Here is a 21,634-nt window from a genome sequence, read left to right as displayed (position 1 = left end):
TTTTGTCGGGGTGGCAGGATGATAACTCATTCTCCACTATGCAGTAAAATCAATACTTTAGGTAAAATACTAAAACAGTGTGAACCGAATTGTTGACCTATTAGTTAAATTGAAATAGTATATTTTGATAGAACGTCTTTGACAAATTTACGAATTTAACTTCATTAAAACCAGATAAATAGCATCAAATATTATGGTTAATCTATTAAGTATTTATTAATAATTTCTTCTTCAATACCACTATAAATAGCAAAATCCTTTACTGTTAAAAATTGATGAGGTTCTTTGTCTAAATACTCTTTTATCCTATTAATAAGCTTACGACAATAACGCTCGCTACGTCCTGTGATACGTTGAATGTCCTTTGGGTATATACAAGCTCTTTTTGTAATCATCATACTTTATCTATGCTTTAACCATACTTAAAACCAGTAGTGTCATTTTAGGAGTATTTAGGTTTAATCGGTAAGAATGGTTTTAATCGGTTTCTCTTTTTCTTTAGTAAGTCATAAAGTTACGTGATTTGAAAGATTAATCATAAAAAATGTAAAATTATGGCAAAACAAACAGGAATTATTAAACTAAAAGGAACTATCGGAGGTATTTCTTTTTATAAAACAAGTGATGGACACCTTGCACGTGAAAAAGGAGGTGTGGATAAAAGCAGAATTCAGAATGATCCTGCCTTTCAAAGAACTCGTGAAAATGGTTCTGAATTTGGAAGAGCTGGTAAAGGTGGTAAAGTATTGCGAAATGCAATTCGTGTGCTTTTGCAAAATGCAAAGGACAAAAGAGTTGTCTCTCGTTTGACAAAATCTTTAGTGGCTATCACAAAGACAGATACGACTAATGAAAGAGGTTTAAGAACGTTGCAAGATGGAAATTTAAGCCTTTTAGAGGGTTTTGAATTCAATTTGAATGGAAAGTTAGGAGCAACTTTATTTGCTGCATTTACAAAAACATTTGACAGAGTTTCTGGAGATGCAACTTTAGATTTGGCTGCATTTTCACCAACTGTTAGAATTGCTGCACCTGCAGGAACTACCCATTTTAAAGTAGTAATGGGGGCTTCTGAATTAGATTTTGTAAATGAAACTTCAACATTTGAAAATGATGAAACAGCAATTTTGCCTTATACTGCTGCAAATACTGCTGCAATTGCATTATCTGCAACAATTACTGCTAATTCTACATTACCAGTAGTACAGGTTTTAGGTGTAGAGTTTTATCAAGAAGTAAATGGAGAAATGTATGCCCTTAAAAATGGTGCTTACAATGCTTTATCTGTTGTTACAATTGATACTCCATAATAATGGAGTTAGTGCTTCAAAGAGCTTATTTTAAAGAGGGTACTAACGGTACTCTCTTTTCTTCTGATAATTTTCTTTGTCATACCATTGAGTTACCCTGGTTAAATAATAAGAGAAATGTTTCTTGTATTCCTGAAGGAGCCTATGAAGTTGTTCCTAGATTTTCGAAACGATTTCAACATCATTTGATTTTGAAAAATGTGAAAGGTAGAAGCTTTATTTTATTTCATCCAGCAAATAATGCCTTAAAAGATTTACAAGGCTGTATTGCTCCTGTAACTTATTTAAGTGGGATTGGTAGAGGTATATATTCCAAGGATGCCCTACAGAAACTATTATCATTAGTTTATCAAGCTAAAGACCGAAAAGAAAAAATAATATTAAAAATTAAATCACAGAATTATGAAAATTATAGAACGTTATAAAAAACCAACTCCGAAATTTTTTAGAGTATTAAGAAATATAGGTATTGCATTAGCTACTGCAGGAGGTGCTATTATTGCAGCTCCTGTTAGTATACCTGCTGCAATAATTACTGTGGCAACCTATATGACTGTTGCAGGAACTGTAGCTACAGCAGTTAGTCAAGCTGTTGTTTCTGATGAAAAAAAGGATGAATAAAATATGTTTCAGAACGATATTCAAATAAAGTCAGGTGTTGTTGGGGGAACATTACTTTCTACAGTTTTTACTATTAGTTTAGACGATATACTTTTTACTGTTATTATGGCTGTTATTGGAGCAGTTGTTAGTTTTTCTGTTTCTACATTATTAAAGTGGTTGTTTTTTAGAAAGCAAAAAAAGAATACCTAGTCTTAGTACTGGGTATTCTTTTGCTTTCATTGACTAGATAGTCAGAATTTCGTTTTCAAAGAGAATTATTCTAGTTTTTAAATGTCTTTGTTTCGCAAGTTGAATTATGTTTTTTGTTCCTTTACTTTTTCCATCCCAAAAAGCAATTAATGCGTCTGCATATATTGCCATTTGTTTATTTCTTTTTGGTCCAGCAGCTTTTACGTATTTTATCCAATCGGCCGGAAATTTTACGATTTTGATTTTTTTTTCGGACGCGTATTTCTCTCCTAATTTGTCTGCACCTTTGTAATGAGCTCCAGATACAATCTCGATATTTTTATAATCCTGGAGGAATTTATCACATTCTTGTTTTAATTTTTGATAGTTGGTGAAGTTTCTGCTCCCTGCTATAATTATTTTCATAGTTTAATTTGTTAAGATCTTAGTAAGGCTATTTTTAGTTTTGAAATAGTTGACAATTGTTGTTTTAAGTTGTCTTCGAAAGCAGTTATTTTTTTGAGTTTTTCAACTTTCAATTGCCATTGTTGTTCCTCATAGTTTTGCAGTGCAGTATTGATTACTTTTTTTACGTCTGAAATACCAATAAATGGAATGACAGAACCTTTTAAATAATACCCAAAGTATTGACCAACTTTTAAGGATAAACACAGGTAATACAAAGACTCTCTATTTGCTCTAGAAGTTGTGGAAACTACAAAGCAGTTTGGGCAAGGTTTGTCTAATGGTTTTCCAGAATTTAATCCTTTATTCAAAATAAAAAAATGTGGGTTTGAGTAAGTTCGTCCAATTTTGTGGGTTTTGATTTCAAAAATTTGCATAAGTATCCATTTTTAGGTTTAGATTCTTTTGCTATTTTTTTGCCCATAAAATTTTGGAAAGGAAAACAACAAAAAGAAAGCTGTTTCTAAATGGAGAGGATAGACTATCAAGGTTTTTGAAAAAAATACTACCAACTACTGAATGTTGAATTTTAAGTATTAAGTTGTTATTTGGTGGAGATTTTTTTCAAAACCCGAAGGGCTTGACCTTTATAGGCTAAAAGCGGAGGCTTTTAAAAGACAAAATTTTATACAATTACATTTTTTCTTGAATGAAACAGATGCTGAAAGTATTGCTACATTAAGGGAACCATTTGTTTTGCTGTCTTTTTTTTGTTTTTCTTTTTATCCTTTATTTTTTATTATATGTAAAATGATAGATTTTATCTGGATTTTATTTGTGATTACTTAACGAAATGAAACAAATAAAGACTTGAGATAAGGAATATTTGGACTTAGCGATGGTTTTGTGCAGTTGAATGAGGTAAGGAATTATAAAAAATTAAAATACTTAGTGCGCGGGCAGAAGCGAGAATAAGTGTATTGTTTTTTATTTGTTTTGTTCCAATTTCCTTAATTGGTTTTGTTAAAAGTGAATGCTTTATATTTTTATTCAAGAATTAATGGTGAGATTTTATACGTAATTTTAATAAAACACTATTTGCATTTGCTTTTAGTGAAACCAATATTAACTACATTTTATAGCAAATAAAAAACAATAATCTTATTGGCTTTTTTTGATTTTATGGGTGCTTTATAATTGTAATATAAACTGAAATTATAATAGTTTTAGTAATGTTAATTTAAAATTACAAATAAGCACTTATAAAAACAATGCAACAATTTCTAAATGTTGTTTAAATAACTAAATGTTATCAATTATTAACTACGTGAGCGTTGGAAGAGCAGCTATTTTACATAATGGCGTTATAGACCAGAAAGTGAATGAATGTGTATATAACTGCGCATTATGTAAAGATAGCTTTGGGAAGTTTTGTGTTTTATGAAATAATAAAAACACGTTGCTTTTTAGAGTTGTGCAATGAGTATGCGAATGGAACAAGCTGTAAAATGCAACTAACAATAGAATATTAAAACGCTAAACTTGCATTGGCACGCGGAACAAACCAAAATACAGCGATTTTTTGCTTTTGCAACAAATTGGATTTTGGTTTGTGTGGGATTTTAAGAAGTGAAATCTATATCAAAACCATTTCTTGATAAATAGGCCATAAAACTATGTAATAAATCTGTTGAATATGGTTCTTTGTATCTTTTTACACGTTTAATTTTAAAATTAAAAATCCTGTTTTGATAATCATAAACTTCTAGATCTTTAATTTTAAATTCTTTAGTTAATGAAGGATTGTTAAAGAAAGAATTTAATAAGTTAAACTCGCTAGTAAATTTACCATCTAATTTTTTTCTTATAGTATTATAAGCCTGATAAACTTTTTCCTCTTTTATAAAATTTTTATGAATTGCTTTATATCTTTTTTTCCAAGATTCTTGAATTACATTGTTATCATCAACGTTTTTATTATTCATATCTATTATGGCAGAACTTGTTGAATTGAAAACTGTTAAATCTAAAATATCAAGTTTAATATTTTGATATTCTGAAAAAAGAGCACATAGAATTTTATTATTACTGTCTGTACGATATAATTTATACGAAGTTGCTGGGTTGAAGTTTTTCACATCTAAATCAATTAATGGAATTAATATACCCTTATTATAGGATCTATTTCTAATACCCTTACTTCTTAATGCTAAATTACAAGGTTGTACTGCCAAAATATACCTTTGGGAATCTATCTCAAAAATATCACCGTTGGCAATCGGTAAATTGAGAATGTTTAAATAATCTTGATTTGTATATAATTCTTTCTCTCTGATTAGTAAAGATTCTGGACTTATTTTTTTATTATAGCCAGTATATATACTATCTATATTTCTAACACTTAATACTGATTGGTCAAATTCTTTTCTAACATTCTCTTCTAATAAAGATGAAAAATTGGCATCTGAATTTAAAATTGTGTTTAAACGAAATAATGATTCAACCTCCCAAACACCTTCTTTATACGATGATTTTTGAATAATTTGATTAAACGTTTTTGGAGATATTTTTTTAAAATCTTTAATAGATTTTTCGTTACTTTCTCTAAGTATTTTTATAGATTTAGATTTTAGGTCTTCTATATACCTAGTTATCAATATATACTTAATTCCTTCCGCAAAACCACTTAATTGAGGGTCTTTTGCAAATCTACTTTTAGAAATAGTGCAAAAATGTTTTTTCTTCAAATCAAACTCTTTTCGATATATTTTTCTATAAGTGTCTTCTTCCTCTTCAGAGTATTTATGTGAAAAAATACCACATATAACCTTGTCAGAATAACCAGTTTCTATAAGTTCTTTAATAAGTTGAATTCCATTTGTTTCTTTGTTGGGACCTGAGAAGTTTTCTAATTCAAAGTCAAATAAACATAAGACTTTACGACCTTCAGGTATGGAATCTAATATTTCTTTTTTACTTGCAATCCATTCATTTGGTGTTAAATATAAAGCATTTTCACCAGGAAAATAATCTTTAAACTCTAATGCAGGGGTAATGTTTGAACTTTCGTTGTCACCAATTAGATTAGAAATATTATGGATAAGCTTTTTTTTATCTATTGTGTCTTCCCATATTTTTAAAATTTCTTTATTAAATGCGGCTAAAGGTAGCTGCCAATTAATGTTTGAAATGAAATTATCATCTGTAGGAAGTTTACCACTATTTTTTATTTGTTTTAGCATTCCAAGGAAAAACGCTTTTTGAGCTTCAATATCAAATTTGTCGTCTATATATAATATTTTTTCAATACCTTCCTTATCTAATAAAGTATTAATAGCTTTGACAGCAGTATCAGTTAGACTAGGATTTTCTTTGGGAATTATTTGAAGGCTTTCTTCTTTTAGACTTAGGATAATTTTCTCACTCATATTAAATCATAGCATTATTTAAGTTGATAGCAAAAATGTATTTTTTATCAAATTCATTTCTTTTAGGCTCCAATGAAATTGAACTTCCCATAGAATCTAATAATTGTAGAACTATAAAAAGACCTAGACCACGACCTTCACCTCTTGGTTTAGTAGATACAAATGGTTCAAAAATTTGATTTTCTATATTTTTTGGTATGCCAAAACCATTATCTGAGATATATAGCCACGGTTTTTCAACTGTAATATTTATTTTAGGGTTGAAATGTTTTTCTTTTAATTTTTTTTCTTTGAGCCAATACTCTGAGTTTATTAGAATATTATCAATTATTTGAGTTAATTTACCTTTATTAATTTTCAAGGAGAAATCATCTTTAATTTTTACAATGACTTCAATTTCTTTAGAATTGAATCTTTTTTTATAATAACTTTTCTCTTCGGAAAAATATTTTGATAAACTAAATTGGTTTTTCTTTTCTCTTTGATATTTAAGAGCAGGGTCTAAATGTCTTAATTGAATCTTTAAACCATTTACGGTTTCATTTATGTATTCCAATAGTATGAAACTATCGGACTCTTTTAACTCTTTGTTTTTTAACTTTTGTTGATAAAATAGCGCTCTTTCATTTAAATTATCTACTATGTTTAAAAACTCGTGACTGATTGATTCTGCTGTTATTCCTAAACCAGCTAATTCAGTAAAATTATTTAATTGTTCTTCTAATACTTGTATTTTTGGCTTTAAAATATCAATTACTTCATTTAAATCTTCAGTTTTCTTAATTACCTTCTCGACCTTAGAAAAAGCTTCTTGAATTGACTTTAATTTGTTTAATAAGAGTTGTGCTTTTTTAACGTTTTTTTTATTTTCTTCTGTAGCAAAAAGAGGATTGTCTTTTACATCACTTACAATGATTGTTTGTTCTTTTACTAATTCACTTATTACTGAACCTGAACTCTTTAATTCGTCTGATATTGCTGTTGAAGAAACAACGATATTATTGATATGATTAAAAGATTGTTTAACCGAAGTTATTCCATTGTTTTTTGTTTTAGATATTTTTACATAATCAACAAAAGCTCTACGAATCCTTTCTTGATAATTGTTAATTTGTCTTATTATAAAAAATGCTAAAACGAAAAAATTCCTAGAATAAGGGTTGGATATTAATCCTTCTCTATCAGTTTTATCTTTTAGATTTTTATTTACACCTTCATCAATAGAAAAATATCCAATAACGTTTTTGGGTCTTAAAGGATAATATGATGATGCATTAGTTTGTGAATCTGCCAGTTTAAGCCAGTCTTGACCATTAATACCAAAAGGTTTGATAGCGAAACCATTTCGAAATAATTTAATACCTGCTTGACTTTGTGCAAAAGCTCTATAATTAGATAACCCGTTAAAAATATTATTTACTTGTTCATCATAAGTCATCCAATTATCAAGGCTGAATTCATCTATAACACCTTCAAAACTTCCGGGATTTGCTATTTCACCATCAAAAACTTCCATACCGGAAATTTCATCAAGTGTAAATTCGTTTTTTAATTCTAAAAAGTAATTATTTTTATCAGAAAGTAGAATATCATTATAAGCACTTTCTTTTAAAAAATTATAGAATTTTTTTCCATTATCAGATTCCAAAAATTCTACAAAGTGCTCTTTCTTATTCCCAATAAACTTTGTTAGTTTAGTTTTACCACTAATCTTTACTTTTTTACTATTATAAGAAAATTCAAATTTTGAAATTGCTAAATCTCTAAGGTCATCATTTATTTTTTCTAAGTCAATTACTTCGTTATTAACTGTAAGATAAACATCAAAAGGCCTGTTTTCTTTGTATGGTGAGATTATTTGAGAAACAAAACCTTTAAATCTTTCTAGGTTTTTACCTTCCCAAACTTCAGAGTGATTAAGATTAGTTAGTATTAATTTTGTACCATTTTTAATTAAAGGATTGTAAATTTTTGATTTAATTTCAACATCTGAAAGCCTTTCTTCTTTTTCAAAATCTTTCCAGTTAAATGCTAAATGAGTCCCTTCTGTTTTGTTAGTGTTGGTAAGTATTTCACAAATATCAGCTAACCTTTGTGTGCTTAATCTCCCTAAACCCTTTTCTCCTAAAGGTGTCCTACCACCAGGTGTTTTAATGTTTTTTGCTTTTTGTTCCCTTTTTTTCGAATACGAAATCAATAGCCACGATTTGAGTATCGTTTCTTTACTCATACCAAAACCATCATCTTCTACAGCTATATATCCATTATGCTTTGGAAAGATTAAGTTTTCATCAGTATATTGACCTTTAGTATTAATATCTATTGAAACATAATTAGCATCTGCATCATAAGAGTTTTTAATTAACTCTAATAAAGCTGTTACTTCATCTGAAACTAATTGTTCACCTAATTGTTTAACAATGTGGGGTGTTATATCAAAATGGTAATCGTTGCTCATTGAATATTTTAACTATTGTAGATTAAGATTTTTTCTTTACTCATAGTTTTAGAAAAATTATTTTTGTCAGGCATTCTTTTAGATAGAATATCCCTTTCTAAATCTGTAAAAATGTTTATACCTTTTGTTGCTAATAACTCGGTTAAAATTTTATCATTCTCAACTTCTTTATTATTAACATTTCTATTACCAACTGTCCAAGCAAAATATGAATTAGGCATCATTTTTTCTAAAACATTGTCAATTGTAATATCTAAATCATTAATAAAACTCACTACTTTTCTAGCTCTTAGTCTTTCTTCTGCATTAAAATTTCTAAAAAATTTCTTTAAAGTTTTTGATTTGGAAAACATCTCTTTTTCTATAACTGAATAATCAGAAACATTTTTACCTCCTAAACTTCTTGAATCAATTTCTTGTATTACATCTAAATAGTTCATAGTTATACTTTCATCAATATCTACTACAGGAATCCATTGTAAAGGGAGATATGAAAATTGGCCATATGTTACTGTTGTATGATTGTCACCATAAGGAGGTGAGGTAACAAGAAGATTATGTTTTTTTGTTGTATTTAATTTCTCTTTAGAATCACCCCAAGCGACTTCAACTTCATAAATGTATTTATCTTTTTCTAAAAGATTATTCTCTAATAGTTTATTTTTTACTTCAAAAATATCATTTATACTTCTTTGACATATTTTTATAAAATACACTTTAGGCGACAAGTTACGGTTGTTTATATCTTCTTGAGCCCTAACGTGCATTTTAAAGGTTGATGTTCTATCATTATTTGTTAAACGAATAACTTCAGCTAGAGCAACCCAATAAAACTTTCTTATAAATAAATTTTCTTCTTGAATGATTAATCTTCGAATTTGAGATAACTCAATTTGAACATCTTTTTTAAACCATTTATTAATATTCTTAAAATTAATATCAATTTTTGCAGATCTACTTCTATTTAATCTTTTTTTGAAATTTAAAAAGCTAGTTTTTAGCTCGTTTGAAAATATATGTGTTTTTACTTGACTTATAAGGAGTGATAATGGATTTATATCTTGACCAAATGAATTAATACCATAACGCATTGATGTAATAATAGTATTTGAAGCGCCCATAAAAGGATCAATCATAGAAGAATTTTCTGGTAGCGCATCTATTAAAGTTTTTATTATAGGTTCTTGAACACTTGGAACCATCATTGCTGGATAGTTCAAAATTTTTCTTGCATAATCATTTCTATCAAAACTATCACCGTTTAAAACTGATGCAGTTATAGAATTTAATTGATTTTTTATTTGGTTACTAGTTAACACTTATTCTTTGATATAATTAATCTGAAAGATATGAATTTTAACAATATATTTTGTATTAATTTGATATAATTAAACGTTTGATTCATTGTCTTTTATCTATACAATCTTTATTAAATGCTATCAAATTAAATAATTGACGCATTCTACTCCTTACTCTATTGCCATATCTTTCTTCTAATTCTTGTGCATTTAAGTTAGTTGTTGCGTGTGTTTTAGTATTTTTTTTTAGGAATAAATCGTAACGTGATAAAAGGATTTCACCCATTACATTACAATCTTGACCAAAATGCCTGCCAGTTGTTTCTACACCTAAGTCATCAAAACAATAAAAACCATTATTACCATAATCTTCAATAATTTTGAACCCGCTTTTATTGAAATTAAATGTAATATTTCTTGCAGGTACAACTATATACTTAATTTGATGAGGAACAATGTGTGGTAATAATTTCATTAAACTTGTTTTACCACAACCTACTGGACCAGATAATAAAATTCCTTTATTGGGATCTATATTTAATTTTTTGCAAGCATCAAAATCACGAATAAAATAAATGCATAATTTGTATAAAATTGCTTCATCTTCTGAATATATTTTGAAATTTTTATCAAATAATAATTTCCCTTTTGCTTCTAAATAGATTAGCATTTTTGGAAAATCGTATATTATTTGATTTCCTTTTAGTTCGCCTAATTGGTATTGGACGCTGCCTTCTTGGATTATGTGAGGTGTATTTGTTTTCATTTTTTCTTTTTATACTTATTATTTTCATTTTGCCTTGATGCAAAACGAAACAAAAGATTAAGACTTGGATTTTCAGCGGTCAATTTAATTTTCAAAAGCTAAAAGAAAATAACTCGCTAAGCTCAAACAGATTTTCTTTTTACACTTTTTCAAATGATTGACACTCGCTTGCAAATCCTATGTCGAGTTTACATTATGAAATCATTTTGTATTTGGCTTTATTAGATTTACAGTTGTTCATTTCTTTTTATTTTATCGTCAATTTGCAGAGAGGAAGGGATTCTAAACCTTAGAAAACAGAATAGTAAATACGAAGGTGGTTTTAATAAGAGCTTTCGACTATGCAGAAGGTGACATTTAGAGCGGTTCATTGTAGTTTTTATTTTTACTGGTCTTTAGGTTGTCTTGATTTTGGCTAACTGGATTTTGGTTTTCTTTGTTTTTAATTTCTTCTGCTTTTATCATCCAATTTTTTGCTGTTGCTTGCCAATTGACAATTTTTGTTTTTCCGCCAACTTTCCATCCTATTCCTTGGTAATGGTTGAAGAATTTTTGAGCTTCAATTGTTGACCATTTTTCTTTTTTAAAAAAAGCAATTACCTCTTTTTCATTTTTTGGCTGGTCAAGTTTATAAATGTTTTTAATGTTTCTATTAGTTTGTATATGTTTATTAATAGATACCAGTGCTTGTCCAGTACTTGTCTCATTTTTGGTACTGTTGTGTACCACAACTTGTCCAGAACTTGTCTCGAATTTGAACATCTTAATTTTACTCCCTTTGTAAGGATTGTGTGAAGGGTAGTAAATGATATATTTCCAATGACTTAAATCTTTTATGCATTTATGATATGTTGATTTTGAGCCAATTTTAGAAAAGCACATTACTTCTTCTCGATTGATATAGAATTCTTCTAAAAACCGATTGTTATTCCAAATTTGAAAAAGTGCTATATACAAACTGATATGCGTTGGATTTAGTCGATTATCTTTAGAGAATTGAATAAAAACTCCTTTGAGATGTTTTATGAAATTTACGTTTTGCATAATTTATATCAATACTTTTTTGCTTGATCAAAAAGTATTCAAAAAATCAAGACTCACTTTCATTTTTATTGAATTCTACTTTTTATTACACTTACGAATCCAGACCGTGAACTCTTTGGATTCTCCCGTTTCATAAAAATTGAATTTCTACTAAAAATAAAATAGGTCGGATTTAGATTCTGACTATATATAATATATTCCTTTTTTTTATGATGAGATTGCTTCACTTTGTTCGCAATGACGTTTAGAACTTATTGTGAATGCGATTTTCCTCTAACACTTTTACAATTTCTTCATAATCGTAATAGATGACACCACCAACTTTAGAATAGGGGAGTGTTCCATTGATTCTTAAATTTTGTAATGTACCTGGAGAAATACTTAACAAGTCTCTAACCTCTGGAGATTTTAACCATTTTTTAGGTGCGAAACCTGATTGATGGTTAATCATTGCTTTTATGTCTTCTAATAATTCTTCTTTGAACTCTCTTAAATCTTCTGTAGTAATAATAGTTGCTGCCATTTTCTAACAATTTTAGTAAAGAAGCTGTTGAATGCCCCCACATTCAAGCAGCTTCTTTTGGTTAATTTAGTTCACGATTTTTCTGTTATTATGTGAGTGTGAACCAACGATTTGACTTTCGTTAGGCAAATATGATATGATTTATTGAAGTTTATACACAAGTAAAACCCAACTTGGGTAATTTTATATCTACATTTTTAATACGTTGTATTGACATTGATTGCTATTCTCATTATTTTTTTTGGTAACAAAAAAGTGCAAATTATATGTAAATAATTTGCACTTAAAAACACCCAGCTTGGGTATTTATTCATCAGAATCTAACATCTTATTTTCTAAGGATTGTTTAAGTTTATCTATGAATTTGGTTTGATTAATTTTGCGTGAACGAATTTCTAAAAATGTCCTATAATAATCACCAAGGTCTATATTAAACATTTGCTCGCAAGCTGATGCCATTTCTTTAATATCTGCAGTACCACTATTTACGGAACCAGAACTATGAAGTGCATAGATAAGCTCTATTAAATCGGTTTTATTTCCAGTTCAAAAAAGTTTTGACTGCTTTTTAAATGCATTGAAATTGGTTTCCATACTATTATTGTTTTCAAGTTTATCTATTTCTCTTTTTAGATAGATGATTAACATATCATATGCCATAATAGTAGCCACAGTTGTATCGTGACTCGTAGAAAATTTATCATCTGTAAAAAATGATAATGAGTCTGGAAATAGCCTAATATCTGCTTTACCTCTCATAAAATATTCTTCATCTAAAAAAATGGCACCTCTTCTGAAATAATGATAAAATTCTAGATTATCATTAAAATAGTTTTGAAGCCTATCTATGTGATTATTGAAGTATTTTACTTGAGATTTATTACTACTTCTTGGTCTTTTACTTTCTATACTAAATAATTTGACATAATATATTAGTTTACTAAAAACATAAGGTTTAATGCTTTTGAAAAAACCAATCTCTTCGTTTTTCGGGATTAATTTTTTCCTTAAAAAAAGTATTCTTATTTGTTCTAATGCTCTTTTTGTTATTCTAATACTTTCTTCTGCTTTTTCTAATACTCCTTCTGTTTCTTTTTCTAAAAAATCTAAATTATAGTCTAATTCTTTAACAATTTTTTCAATCTTTTTCAATTTTTTTCATCTGTAAAAAATCATACCAATATCTAAATTAGTATGATTTTAGTTATCACTTTATTTATCGCACATATTTATATTTCATTAATATTTAATTTATGGAGTTGTTTTTTAATTCACACTCCATTTCATTTTCTGTAATCTCACAGCATTTAAAATAGCTAATAACGCAACACCTACATCTGCAAAAACGGCTTCCCACATTGTAGCTAATCCACCAGCTCCTAAAATTAACACAATCACTTTTACACCAAATGCTAATCCAATATTTTGCCATACAATTTTTCTTGTAGAACGACCAATTTGAATTGCTTTTATCACTTTTGAAGGTTGATCTGTTTGAATAATTACATCTGCTGTTTCAATAGCAACATCGCTACCTAAACCACCCATTGCAATACCAACATCACTTGCAGCCAAAACAGGCGCATCATTAATTCCATCACCAATAAAAGCAATCTTATTTTCTGAATTTTGTTTTAATTTTTCTACTTCATTCAATTTATCTTCTGGCAATAAACCGCCTTTAGCTTTTTCAATATTTAGTTCTGTAGCTACTTTTTGCGTAATAGAATCCTTATCCCCAGAAAGCATCATTATTTTTTTAATACCTACTTTATGTAAATTGGTAATTGTTTCTTTTGCATCTTCTTTTAGTTCATCTGCTATCACAACATAACCTGCAAATTGATTATCGATTGCAACTAAAACGATAGATTCTACAATAGATTCCGTTTCAGATGGAACATCAATATTATTAGAAGACATTAAGGCTTTATTTCCTACTAAAACTGTTTTACCATTTACAATCCCTTTTAAACCTTTACCTGCAATTTCCGATACTTCTGAAGCTTGAAAATCTTTACCATCTGCTTTATATTCTAAAATAGCTTTTGCAATAGGATGTGTAGATTGTTCTTCCATTGCCATTAGGTATTTCATAAACTCTTTTTCTTCCCAATTAATGGCTTTAATTTCTTTAATTTTAAACACTCCTTTTGTTACAGTGCCAGTTTTATCCATTACCAATGTATTTATCTTGGTCATAGCGTCTAAAAATGAAGCGCCTTTAAACAATATTCCATTTTTTGAAGCTGCTCCCAAACCACCAAAGTATCCTAAAGGAATAGAAATAACCAAGGCACAAGGACAGGAAATTACTAAAAATATTAATGCACGATATAGCCAATCTCTAAACACATAATCATCTACAAAAAAGTATGGTAAAAATGTTATCGCAATAGCCAAATAAACCACAATAGGAGTGTAGATACGAGCAAATTTTCTAATGAATAATTCTGTTTTAGATTTACGAGCTGTTGCGTTCTGCACCATATGTAGAATTCGAGAAATTGAACTATCCTTAAATTCTTTTGTAGTTTCGATTTCTATTACACCATCCATATTAATGCTACCGGCAAATACTTTTTCACCTTTTGAAATCGTATCTGGCTTGCTTTCACCAGTTAAAGCTGCTGTATTGAAAGACCCTTTTTCGGATAATAAAATACCATCCAATGGAATTTTTTCACCTACACGAACTTGAATTTTCTCTCCAATATTTACAGCTTCTGGCGACACACTTATATAGTCACCATCACGAAATACATTGGCTTCTTTTGGCCTAACATCCAATAATGCTTTAATATTTCCTTTTGCTCTATTTACTGCTGCATTTTGAAATAATTCTCCTACTGCATAAAATAGCATTACTGCAACACCTTCTGGATATTCACCAATTATAAATGCACCAATCGTGGCAATAGACATTAAAAAGAACTCGGTAAAAACATCGCCTTTTATAAGGCTTTTCCATCCTTCTTTAATTACTGGAAATCCAACTGGAATATATGCTAAAGTGTACCAAACTACTCGAATCCATCCTTTAAATTGAGGAATCACATCAAAATAATCTACAGCGATACCTACAATTAACATTACAAAACTTATGATAGCAGGAATGTATGTTTTGAATGCGCTACCATCTCCGTGGTCGTGACCATCATCGTGAGAATGTTGTTCCTTTGAATTTGGTTTTAAATCTCTTAAATTGACTTTCTTTTTCTTCATTTTGAATTGAATAAATTTTTAATATCATTAGGTATAATCATAGATTTTAATGGTGGTACGTTTGCACCGCCTGTGTTACCAAGTGGCACGTGGTCAATAAATGATTTCCAACCACCAACAAGTAACCTAATAATTTGACCGAGTACTTCTTTAGTATCTTTTTGCATAAATCCAAATTTTAGCATTAGCCAATGTGAATAGGTATGTTCTATAGGGTAAGATTGCCCTATTATATGACTGCGTTCTAAATGATACCAAGCATTATTATACTGCTTATTTTCTAAACATAAACTGTATAGTTTTAATTCTTCATTATAAGCCTGTTTAAGAGGTTTAGGTATTTTAGTATTAAACTTCATATCCACTAATTTTTTATAAAAATAATCTAATAGTAAGTGCAATGGAAGTGCATTTGTTATCTACTACACTTATCACAAATACCTTTTACAACCAAATTGACATTCTCTGACACAAAACCATCTGGCACTTTAATTTGAGGAATTTTATGCTCGGTTAAGCAAATGGTTTCATTACAGTTATTGCAATGAAAATGTAAATGCAAATCGGTTTCAATCTCGCAATTACAGCCCTTTTCACACAAAGCATATTTAGTAATTCCTGTACCATCATCTATTTGATGCACAATATCCTTTTCCTCGAATGTTTTAATAGTTCTGTACAATGTAGTTCTATCTGCTTTTTCAAAAGCATTTTCTATATCACTTAATGTTACTGCTACTTGTTTCTCTGCAAGAAACTTATAAATCAATAAACGCATTGCCGTAACACGTATATCTTTTGACTCTAATAATTGTTCTATGGTTTGCATAATTAATGTTCGTGTTCTGCTTCGCCTTTTTTCATTTCTGCTATAAGATAATAGGCATTATTATAAGCAAATTTTGTATTTGGTTTTATATCTTCAGAAAATTGAATAGCTATCCAATTGCCATCTTTTGCTCCTAAAAGCACTTCAACTGGTTTAAAACTCCAATCGTCATTTTCTTTTTCTGCCGAAAACACAAAAAATTTATCCCCTTCTTTTACTATCGCACTTTCGGGCAATGCCATAGTTTGTGTGTTTTCAGTTTGGATTTTTCCTTGAATATACATTCCAGGAATTAAGTTACCTTTCTTGTTTTCAATTTCAGCGTGTACGTGTACTGCTTTAGGGTCATCTTCAAATGTTTTGCTTACGGAATAGATTTCTGCTGTTAATTCTTCATCTTGCATTGTTTGTATATTAAAGCTTACTTTTTGACCTTTCATAACTTTATACACATCTTTTTCAAACACCATTAAATCAGCGTGAACGTGATACGTATTTACGATTTCAAAGAGTTCAGTTTGTGGTTCAACATACTGTCCTGTTTTTACTTCTACCTTTTGCACATAGCCTTCAATAGGACTGCGTAATGATATACTTTGAGCAATTGTTCCATTTCGTACTGATGACGTATTTATGTTTAATAGTTTCAACTGCGCTTCCAATCCATTTACCATTGCTTTAGAGGCATCATATTCGGCTTCGGCCTTTTGAAAATTTGCACCAGAGCCAACTCCTGCATCATATAATTTTTGTTGACGCTCAAAGTTCTTCTTTAAAAAATTACTATTGCTAAAAGCATTCAAATAATCGGTTTGCATTTGAATAATATTTGGATGTGAAAGATATGCCACAACTTGACCTTTATTTACTTTATCACCTTCAATCACTTTTATGGATAACACATTTGCACCAACTACAGAAGTTATTGCTGCTTCACTTTGTGGTGGCACCTCTAAAGTTCCATTTGCTTTAATATACCCACTCATATTACGTAATGCTATCGTGTCTATTTTCATTTTTAAAGCATCATACTGTTGCTGTGAAAGCATTACTTCTTCATTTTTGTTTTGTGTTTCTTTTATTTCTGCTTTTTTACTTTCTTTATGATTGCAGGCAACTACTAAAAGTGATATTATTAGTACTTTTAAAATTGTATATTTTGTGTTTTTCATTTTCTTATTTGTTAAAATATTGTAGTTGAAATGTACTTTCTAAATAATTGATAAGTGCTTCTTGAGCTTCTAATTCTGATTGAATGGCTTCTTTTATAATTTGTGTGAATCCTGTATAATCTATTTCACCTTCTTTATAAGCCAATAAAGCACCTTTTTTTTGTTCTTTTATAAGTGGTAAAACTTCATTTTTATAGAAGAACCAAGATATTTTCCATTTTTGGTAATTCTCTGTAGCCTGTATAAATTTAGATTCCACTTCTTGTTTTTTAAATTGAATATTGGATTCTGCAATTTCAGTATCAATTTTTGCCGTTTTAACTTTCGCTTTATTTGTGCCTGATAAAAAGGGGATTGAAATACCAGCTTGATAGGTATAGAAACCTGAATTACCGTTAACATTTTGCAAACCTGCTTGAAGATTTAACTTGGGCAAATTGTCTGCTTTAGCAGCCTTATATGTTGCTTTTGCTTCTGCTAGGTGTAATTGTGCAATACTGTATAATGGATGTTTCTCTGGATTAAAAGATCTTATATCAATTTTATTAATAATTTCAAAATCATTGGAAACTGTAAAAAAAGTATCAGAAATTAGCCATAAGTTTAGCTGTTGTAATGCGATATTATAGTCACTTTTAGACTTCGTAAATTTATTTTGAATTTGTAAAGCTTGATTTTTAGCAGCTGCATATTCCAGTCTTGAAATGGCTTCTACCTCGTAATTCAAAGCTACAGCTTTGTCAAAATTGGTATAAATGGAATCTAATTCTTTATATAGGTTATATTTTCTCTTGCTTTGAAATGCATTTGCCCAAGCTTTTTTTACCTCTAATTCTAAATCTAATTCCGAAAGTTGAAACGCTTTTTGAGCTAATTGAATGCGTTGTTGTTGCAATCTTTTTTTTGCAGAAACACCAAACACATCAATATTGTTTTGACCAATACCAATAGTTGTATAAATGCCATTCCCGTTATTAACTTCTTCACCACCTGTAAAAATTTGAGTAGTACCAAAATCGTAAGCTGTATTTTTTAGCTGCTCTTGTTTGTTGATTTCTAATTGCTTTTGTTTCAATAATGGGTAGTTTTCTTTGGCTAAATTCACAGCTTCTTGCATCGAAATAACTGGCAACGTATCATTAATTTCTTGTGCGTTTCCACTTAAAGGTAAAAAAAACATAAAAGCTACCATAGCAGTAACTGTAATTACCTTTTTATTTGCTCTAAACTTGAATGATTTGTTTTCTACCCAATGATACAATATCGGTAAAACGAATAATGTTAATAATGTAGAAGTAAGTAAACCACCAATTACAACCGTTGCTAAAGGTCTTTGTACTTCTGCACCAGCTGATGCCGAAATTGCCATTGGTAAAAAACCTAAAACATCTGTAAAAGCAGTTAACATAATTGGTCTAATTCTTCGTTTTGTGCCTTCTATAATACTATCTTTTAAATTAGTTACACCTTCTTCTTTTAGTTCATTTAAACCACTAATCATTACCAACCCGTTTAAAACTGCAACACCAAATAAAACAATAAATCCTACACCTGCAGAAATACTAAAAGGCATATCTCTAAACCATAAAGCAAATACACCACCAATAGTTGCCATTGGAATAGCTATGTAAATCATTAAGGTTTGTGGTAGCGATTTTAGAGCAAAATAAATGAGTACAAAAATTAGTAATAACGCAATTGGCACGACTGTTAATAAACGATTGCTGGCACGTTCTAAATTTTCAAAAGCGCCACCATAACGAATAAAATAACCTGTAGGTAATTCTAATTGCGCATCTAACTTTGATTTTATTTCCATTACCAAAGATTTTACATCCCTTCCTCTAACGTTAATACCAACATAAGTTCTTCTATTCGTATTATCTCTACTTATTTGCATTGGACCAGCTTTGTAGCTTACGTCTGCAATTTCACGAAGTGGAATTTGATTTCCAGACGGTAAATTGATGTATAAATTTTGAACATCTGAAATATTCTTTCGGTTTTGAGAATTTAATCTTACAACTAAATCAAATCGCTTTTCTCCTTCAAAAATGATACCTGCAGTACCACCTGCAAAAGCAGATTGCACCAATTGATTCATTTTATTTATTTGAAGACCATATTGGGCTAATTTATTTCTGTTATACGTTATTGTAATTTGTGGTAAGCCAGTTGTAGCTTCTGCTTTCATATCACCAATGCCTTCTGTACCTGCAATAATTTTAGATATTTCTTCTGCTTTTTGAGATAATATATTTATATCTTCACCATAAATTTTTATAGCAATATCTTCTCTAACACCTTCTAATAATTCATTAAAACGCATTTCAATTGGTTGGGTAAATTCGTAATTAACACCAGGAATTATTTCAACAGCTTCTTTGATTTGCTCAATGAGTTCGTCTTTAGAATTAACTGAAGTCCATTCATTTTTAGGTTTTAAAATCACAAAAATATCTGCAATATCCATAGGCATAGGATCTGTTGGTATTTCTGCAACACCAATTCGACTTACAATTTTTTGAACTTCTGGAAACTTTGCTTTAACAATTTGCTCAATCTTTGTTGTCGTTTCAATGGTTTCAGTTAATGAACTACCAGGTTTTAAAATGGCGTGAAAAGCAATATCACCTTCATCGAGTTGAGGTATAAACTCGCCACCCATTCTTGTAAACATAAAAACAGTAATGCCAAATAAAATGACAGAAACACCAATTATTAGTTTTCCTTTTTTTAAGGCTTTTTCTAATAAAGGTTGGTATTTACGTTCTACCCAATGCACAAATTTATCTCCATAAGATTTTTTTTCTGATTTTGGAGCTCTTAAAATTAATGCAGACATCATTGGCACATAAGTCAAACACAGCACCATTGCACCAATCATTGCAAAAATGAAAGTCAATGCCATTGGTTTGAACATTTTCCCTTCAATACCCTCTAATGCCAATATTGGCAGAAATACGATTAGAATAATAAGCTGACCAAAAAAGGCAGCATTCATCATTTTTTTTGAAGCATCTGCTGCAACGCCATCACGTTCTTTGGACGTCAATTTCTTTTTCTTTAATACTTTTGATGCAATGAGAAAAACGGTGCTTTCTACAATAATTACTGCGCCATCTACAATAATACCGAAATCAATTGCTCCTAAACTCATTAGATTTGCCCAAACATCAAATGCATTCATCAATATAAAAGCAAATAATAATGATAATGGAATAGTGGAAGCCACTATTAAACCACCACGCCAGTTTCCTAATAAGAAAATAAGGACAAAAATGACTATCAATGCACCTTCAATAAGGTTTGTTGCTACAGTTGATGTTGTTTCAGCTATTAGCTTACTTCGGTCTAATAAAGGTTCAATTATCACACCTTCTGGCAAAGATTTTTCAATTTGAGCCATTCTAACTTTAACATTTTCTATTACATCATTTGAATTAGCGCCTTTAAGCATCATTACCAAACCACCTACAACTTCTCCTTCGCCATCTTGTGTTAATGCACCATAACGAATAGCAGCACCAAATTGTACTTTGGCAATATCGCCAATAGTAATAGGAATATTATTAGTGTTTTTTACAACAATTTTTTTTATATCATTTAAACTACGAGCTAATCCTTCTCCACGAATGAAATTAGCTTGATGATTTTTTTCGATATACGCACCACCAGTATTTTGGTTGTTATTTTCCAGTGCTTCAAAAACGTCGGTAATGGTTAGTCCAATCGCACGTAATTCGTTAGGGTCAACAGCGACTTCATATTGTTTTATTTTACCTCCAATTGCATTTACTTCTACAACACCTTCTACCATCGCCATTTGACGTTGTACAATCCAATCTTGCATCGTACGTAAATCAGTTACAGAATATTTATCTTTAAATTCAGGTTTTACTTTTAATGTATATTGATATATTTCGCCTAAACCTGATGAAATTGGACCCATAGAGGGTTCACCAAAACCAGCAGGTATTTGTTCTTTGATGTCGTTCAATTTTTCAGCAACTAATTGACGAGGTAAATATGTCCCCATATCATCGTTAAAAACAATAGTAACTACAGACAAACCAAAACGAGATACAGAACGAATTTCTTGAACATTAGGTAGGTTACTCATAGCAATCTCTACAGGATAAGTAATAATTTGCTCAATATCTTCTGTACCTAAATTTGGTGCTTGAGTAATGACCTGTACTTGGTTATTTGTAATATCTGGAACTGCATCTATTGGTACTTGGGTCATACTCCAAATACCAGCTCCGATAATGGTAAGCGTTAGCAAACCAATTATAAATTTGTTATTGATTGAAAAATCAATGATTTTATTAATCATAGTGAATATGTTAATTCAGTTAAACTTATTGATATAATTCGTAAA

Annotated in this window: 18 protein-coding genes and 1 pseudogene; 4 read left to right on the top strand and 15 right to left on the bottom strand. The window is 29.7% G+C overall.

What is annotated here, in order from left to right:
* Positions 1-197 precede the first annotated feature (197 nt).
* A complete protein-coding gene (locus ABDX67_RS05335; protein ID WP_347173928.1) occupies positions 198-398 on the bottom strand; it encodes a hypothetical protein in 201 nt (66 codons plus the stop codon).
* Positions 399-554: 156 nt separating this feature from the next.
* Here ABDX67_RS05335 and ABDX67_RS05330 point away from each other — a divergent pair, with 156 nt between their 5' ends.
* The 4 genes from ABDX67_RS05330 to ABDX67_RS05315 are packed head-to-tail and all read left to right on the top strand — an operon-like array spanning position 555 to position 2,123.
* Positions 555-1,310, top strand: coding sequence for a hypothetical protein (locus tag ABDX67_RS05330; protein WP_187482747.1), 756 nt, complete (start codon positions 555-557; stop codon positions 1,308-1,310).
* A gap of 2 nt (positions 1,311-1,312) precedes the next feature.
* The gene (locus ABDX67_RS05325) at positions 1,313-1,735 is read left to right on the top strand and encodes a DUF5675 family protein (protein WP_347173927.1); all 423 of its coding nucleotides are present in this window, start codon (positions 1,313-1,315) and stop codon (positions 1,733-1,735) included.
* Complete coding sequence (locus ABDX67_RS05320; RefSeq protein ID WP_088352981.1) at positions 1,713-1,931, top strand: hypothetical protein; 219 nt, start codon at positions 1,713-1,715, stop codon at positions 1,929-1,931. Before ABDX67_RS05325 ends, ABDX67_RS05320 begins: the two co-directional genes overlap by 23 nt.
* A 3-nt stretch (positions 1,932-1,934) precedes the next feature.
* Positions 1,935-2,123: a hypothetical protein gene (locus ABDX67_RS05315; RefSeq protein ID WP_347173926.1), complete on the top strand. Its 189-nt coding sequence runs from the start codon at positions 1,935-1,937 to the stop codon at positions 2,121-2,123.
* 33 nt (positions 2,124-2,156) lie between these two features.
* Here the strand turns inward: ABDX67_RS05315 and ABDX67_RS05310 are convergent, their stop codons facing one another.
* The 14 genes and pseudogenes from ABDX67_RS05310 to ABDX67_RS05245 all read right to left on the bottom strand — a co-directional run bounded on the left by ABDX67_RS05310 (position 2,157) and on the right by ABDX67_RS05245 (position 21,589).
* Complete coding sequence (locus ABDX67_RS05310) at positions 2,157-2,528, bottom strand: DUF2493 domain-containing protein (protein WP_347173925.1); 372 nt, start codon at positions 2,526-2,528, stop codon at positions 2,157-2,159.
* 11 nt (positions 2,529-2,539) lie between these two features.
* The gene (locus tag ABDX67_RS05305) at positions 2,540-2,944 is read right to left on the bottom strand and encodes a DUF6943 family protein (protein ID WP_347173924.1); all 405 of its coding nucleotides are present in this window, start codon (positions 2,942-2,944) and stop codon (positions 2,540-2,542) included.
* A gap of 1,185 nt (positions 2,945-4,129) precedes the next feature.
* Positions 4,130-5,935: a hypothetical protein gene (locus ABDX67_RS05300; RefSeq protein ID WP_347173923.1), complete on the bottom strand. Its 1,806-nt coding sequence runs from the start codon at positions 5,933-5,935 to the stop codon at positions 4,130-4,132.
* 1 nt (position 5,936) lies between these two features.
* Positions 5,937-8,393 (bottom strand): ATP-binding protein, encoded by a 2,457-nt coding sequence (locus ABDX67_RS05295; protein WP_347173922.1) that lies wholly within the window; start codon positions 8,391-8,393, stop codon positions 5,937-5,939.
* An 8-nt stretch (positions 8,394-8,401) separates the two neighbouring features.
* Positions 8,402-9,712, bottom strand: a complete 1,311-nt coding sequence (locus ABDX67_RS05290; protein ID WP_347173921.1) for a hypothetical protein — start codon at positions 9,710-9,712, stop codon at positions 8,402-8,404.
* A gap of 82 nt (positions 9,713-9,794) precedes the next feature.
* A complete protein-coding gene (locus ABDX67_RS05285; RefSeq protein ID WP_347173920.1) occupies positions 9,795-10,457 on the bottom strand; it encodes a P-loop NTPase family protein in 663 nt (220 codons plus the stop codon).
* Between the two features lie 357 nt (positions 10,458-10,814).
* Positions 10,815-11,501: a hypothetical protein gene (locus tag ABDX67_RS05280; RefSeq protein ID WP_347173919.1), complete on the bottom strand. Its 687-nt coding sequence runs from the start codon at positions 11,499-11,501 to the stop codon at positions 10,815-10,817.
* 244 nt (positions 11,502-11,745) lie between these two features.
* A complete protein-coding gene (locus tag ABDX67_RS05275) occupies positions 11,746-12,024 on the bottom strand; it encodes a helix-turn-helix domain-containing protein (RefSeq protein ID WP_347173918.1) in 279 nt (92 codons plus the stop codon).
* Positions 12,025-12,330: 306 nt separating this feature from the next.
* A pseudogene (locus ABDX67_RS05270) lies at positions 12,331-13,176 on the bottom strand (RteC domain-containing protein).
* 114 nt (positions 13,177-13,290) lie between these two features.
* Entirely contained in the window at positions 13,291-15,249 is a 1,959-nt protein-coding gene (locus ABDX67_RS05265) for a heavy metal translocating P-type ATPase (protein WP_298765373.1), read from the bottom strand.
* Positions 15,246-15,608, bottom strand: a complete 363-nt coding sequence (locus ABDX67_RS05260; RefSeq protein ID WP_070238185.1) for a DUF3703 domain-containing protein — start codon at positions 15,606-15,608, stop codon at positions 15,246-15,248. The genes ABDX67_RS05265 and ABDX67_RS05260 overlap by 4 nt, the downstream gene beginning before the upstream one ends.
* 56 nt (positions 15,609-15,664) lie before the next feature.
* The gene (locus tag ABDX67_RS05255) at positions 15,665-16,078 is read right to left on the bottom strand and encodes a Fur family transcriptional regulator (RefSeq protein WP_299059540.1); all 414 of its coding nucleotides are present in this window, start codon (positions 16,076-16,078) and stop codon (positions 15,665-15,667) included.
* 2 nt (positions 16,079-16,080) lie between these two features.
* Positions 16,081-17,250 carry an efflux RND transporter periplasmic adaptor subunit gene (locus ABDX67_RS05250; RefSeq protein WP_299059543.1) on the bottom strand — a complete coding sequence of 390 codons (1,170 nt, stop codon included), beginning with the start codon at positions 17,248-17,250 and terminating at the stop codon, positions 16,081-16,083.
* Positions 17,251-17,254: 4 nt separating this feature from the next.
* The gene (locus tag ABDX67_RS05245; protein ID WP_347173917.1) at positions 17,255-21,589 is read right to left on the bottom strand and encodes a CusA/CzcA family heavy metal efflux RND transporter; all 4,335 of its coding nucleotides are present in this window, start codon (positions 21,587-21,589) and stop codon (positions 17,255-17,257) included.
* Positions 21,590-21,634: the final 45 nt, after the last annotated feature.

The organism is Polaribacter uvawellassae, assembly GCF_039748955.1.
Lineage (GTDB): Bacteria > Bacteroidota > Bacteroidia > Flavobacteriales > Flavobacteriaceae > Polaribacter > Polaribacter uvawellassae.
This window is presented reverse-complemented; position numbering and strand designations above follow the sequence as displayed.

What these genes read in the sequence shown, in the direction of transcription:
- ABDX67_RS05335 (WP_347173928.1), bottom strand. Translation starts at nt 398, where the DNA reads ATGATGATTACAAAAAGAGCTTGTATATACCCAAAGGACATTCAACGT.
- ABDX67_RS05330 (WP_187482747.1), top strand. Translation starts at nt 555, where the DNA reads ATGGCAAAACAAACAGGAATTATTAAACTAAAAGGAACTATCGGAGGT.
- ABDX67_RS05325 (WP_347173927.1), top strand. Translation starts at nt 1,313, where the DNA reads ATGGAGTTAGTGCTTCAAAGAGCTTATTTTAAAGAGGGTACTAACGGT.
- ABDX67_RS05320 (WP_088352981.1), top strand. Translation starts at nt 1,713, where the DNA reads ATGAAAATTATAGAACGTTATAAAAAACCAACTCCGAAATTTTTTAGA.
- ABDX67_RS05315 (WP_347173926.1), top strand. Translation starts at nt 1,935, where the DNA reads ATGTTTCAGAACGATATTCAAATAAAGTCAGGTGTTGTTGGGGGAACA.
- ABDX67_RS05310 (WP_347173925.1), bottom strand. Translation starts at nt 2,528, where the DNA reads ATGAAAATAATTATAGCAGGGAGCAGAAACTTCACCAACTATCAAAAA.
- ABDX67_RS05305 (WP_347173924.1), bottom strand. Translation starts at nt 2,944, where the DNA reads ATGCAAATTTTTGAAATCAAAACCCACAAAATTGGACGAACTTACTCA.
- ABDX67_RS05300 (WP_347173923.1), bottom strand. Translation starts at nt 5,935, where the DNA reads ATGAGTGAGAAAATTATCCTAAGTCTAAAAGAAGAAAGCCTTCAAATA.
- ABDX67_RS05295 (WP_347173922.1), bottom strand. Translation starts at nt 8,393, where the DNA reads ATGAGCAACGATTACCATTTTGATATAACACCCCACATTGTTAAACAA.
- ABDX67_RS05285 (WP_347173920.1), bottom strand. Translation starts at nt 10,457, where the DNA reads ATGAAAACAAATACACCTCACATAATCCAAGAAGGCAGCGTCCAATAC.
- ABDX67_RS05280 (WP_347173919.1), bottom strand. Translation starts at nt 11,501, where the DNA reads ATGCAAAACGTAAATTTCATAAAACATCTCAAAGGAGTTTTTATTCAA.
- ABDX67_RS05275 (WP_347173918.1), bottom strand. Translation starts at nt 12,024, where the DNA reads ATGGCAGCAACTATTATTACTACAGAAGATTTAAGAGAGTTCAAAGAA.
- ABDX67_RS05265 (WP_298765373.1), bottom strand. Translation starts at nt 15,249, where the DNA reads ATGAAGAAAAAGAAAGTCAATTTAAGAGATTTAAAACCAAATTCAAAG.
- ABDX67_RS05260 (WP_070238185.1), bottom strand. Translation starts at nt 15,608, where the DNA reads ATGAAGTTTAATACTAAAATACCTAAACCTCTTAAACAGGCTTATAAT.
- ABDX67_RS05255 (WP_299059540.1), bottom strand. Translation starts at nt 16,078, where the DNA reads ATGCAAACCATAGAACAATTATTAGAGTCAAAAGATATACGTGTTACG.
- ABDX67_RS05250 (WP_299059543.1), bottom strand. Translation starts at nt 17,250, where the DNA reads ATGAAAAACACAAAATATACAATTTTAAAAGTACTAATAATATCACTT.
- ABDX67_RS05245 (WP_347173917.1), bottom strand. Translation starts at nt 21,589, where the DNA reads ATGATTAATAAAATCATTGATTTTTCAATCAATAACAAATTTATAATT.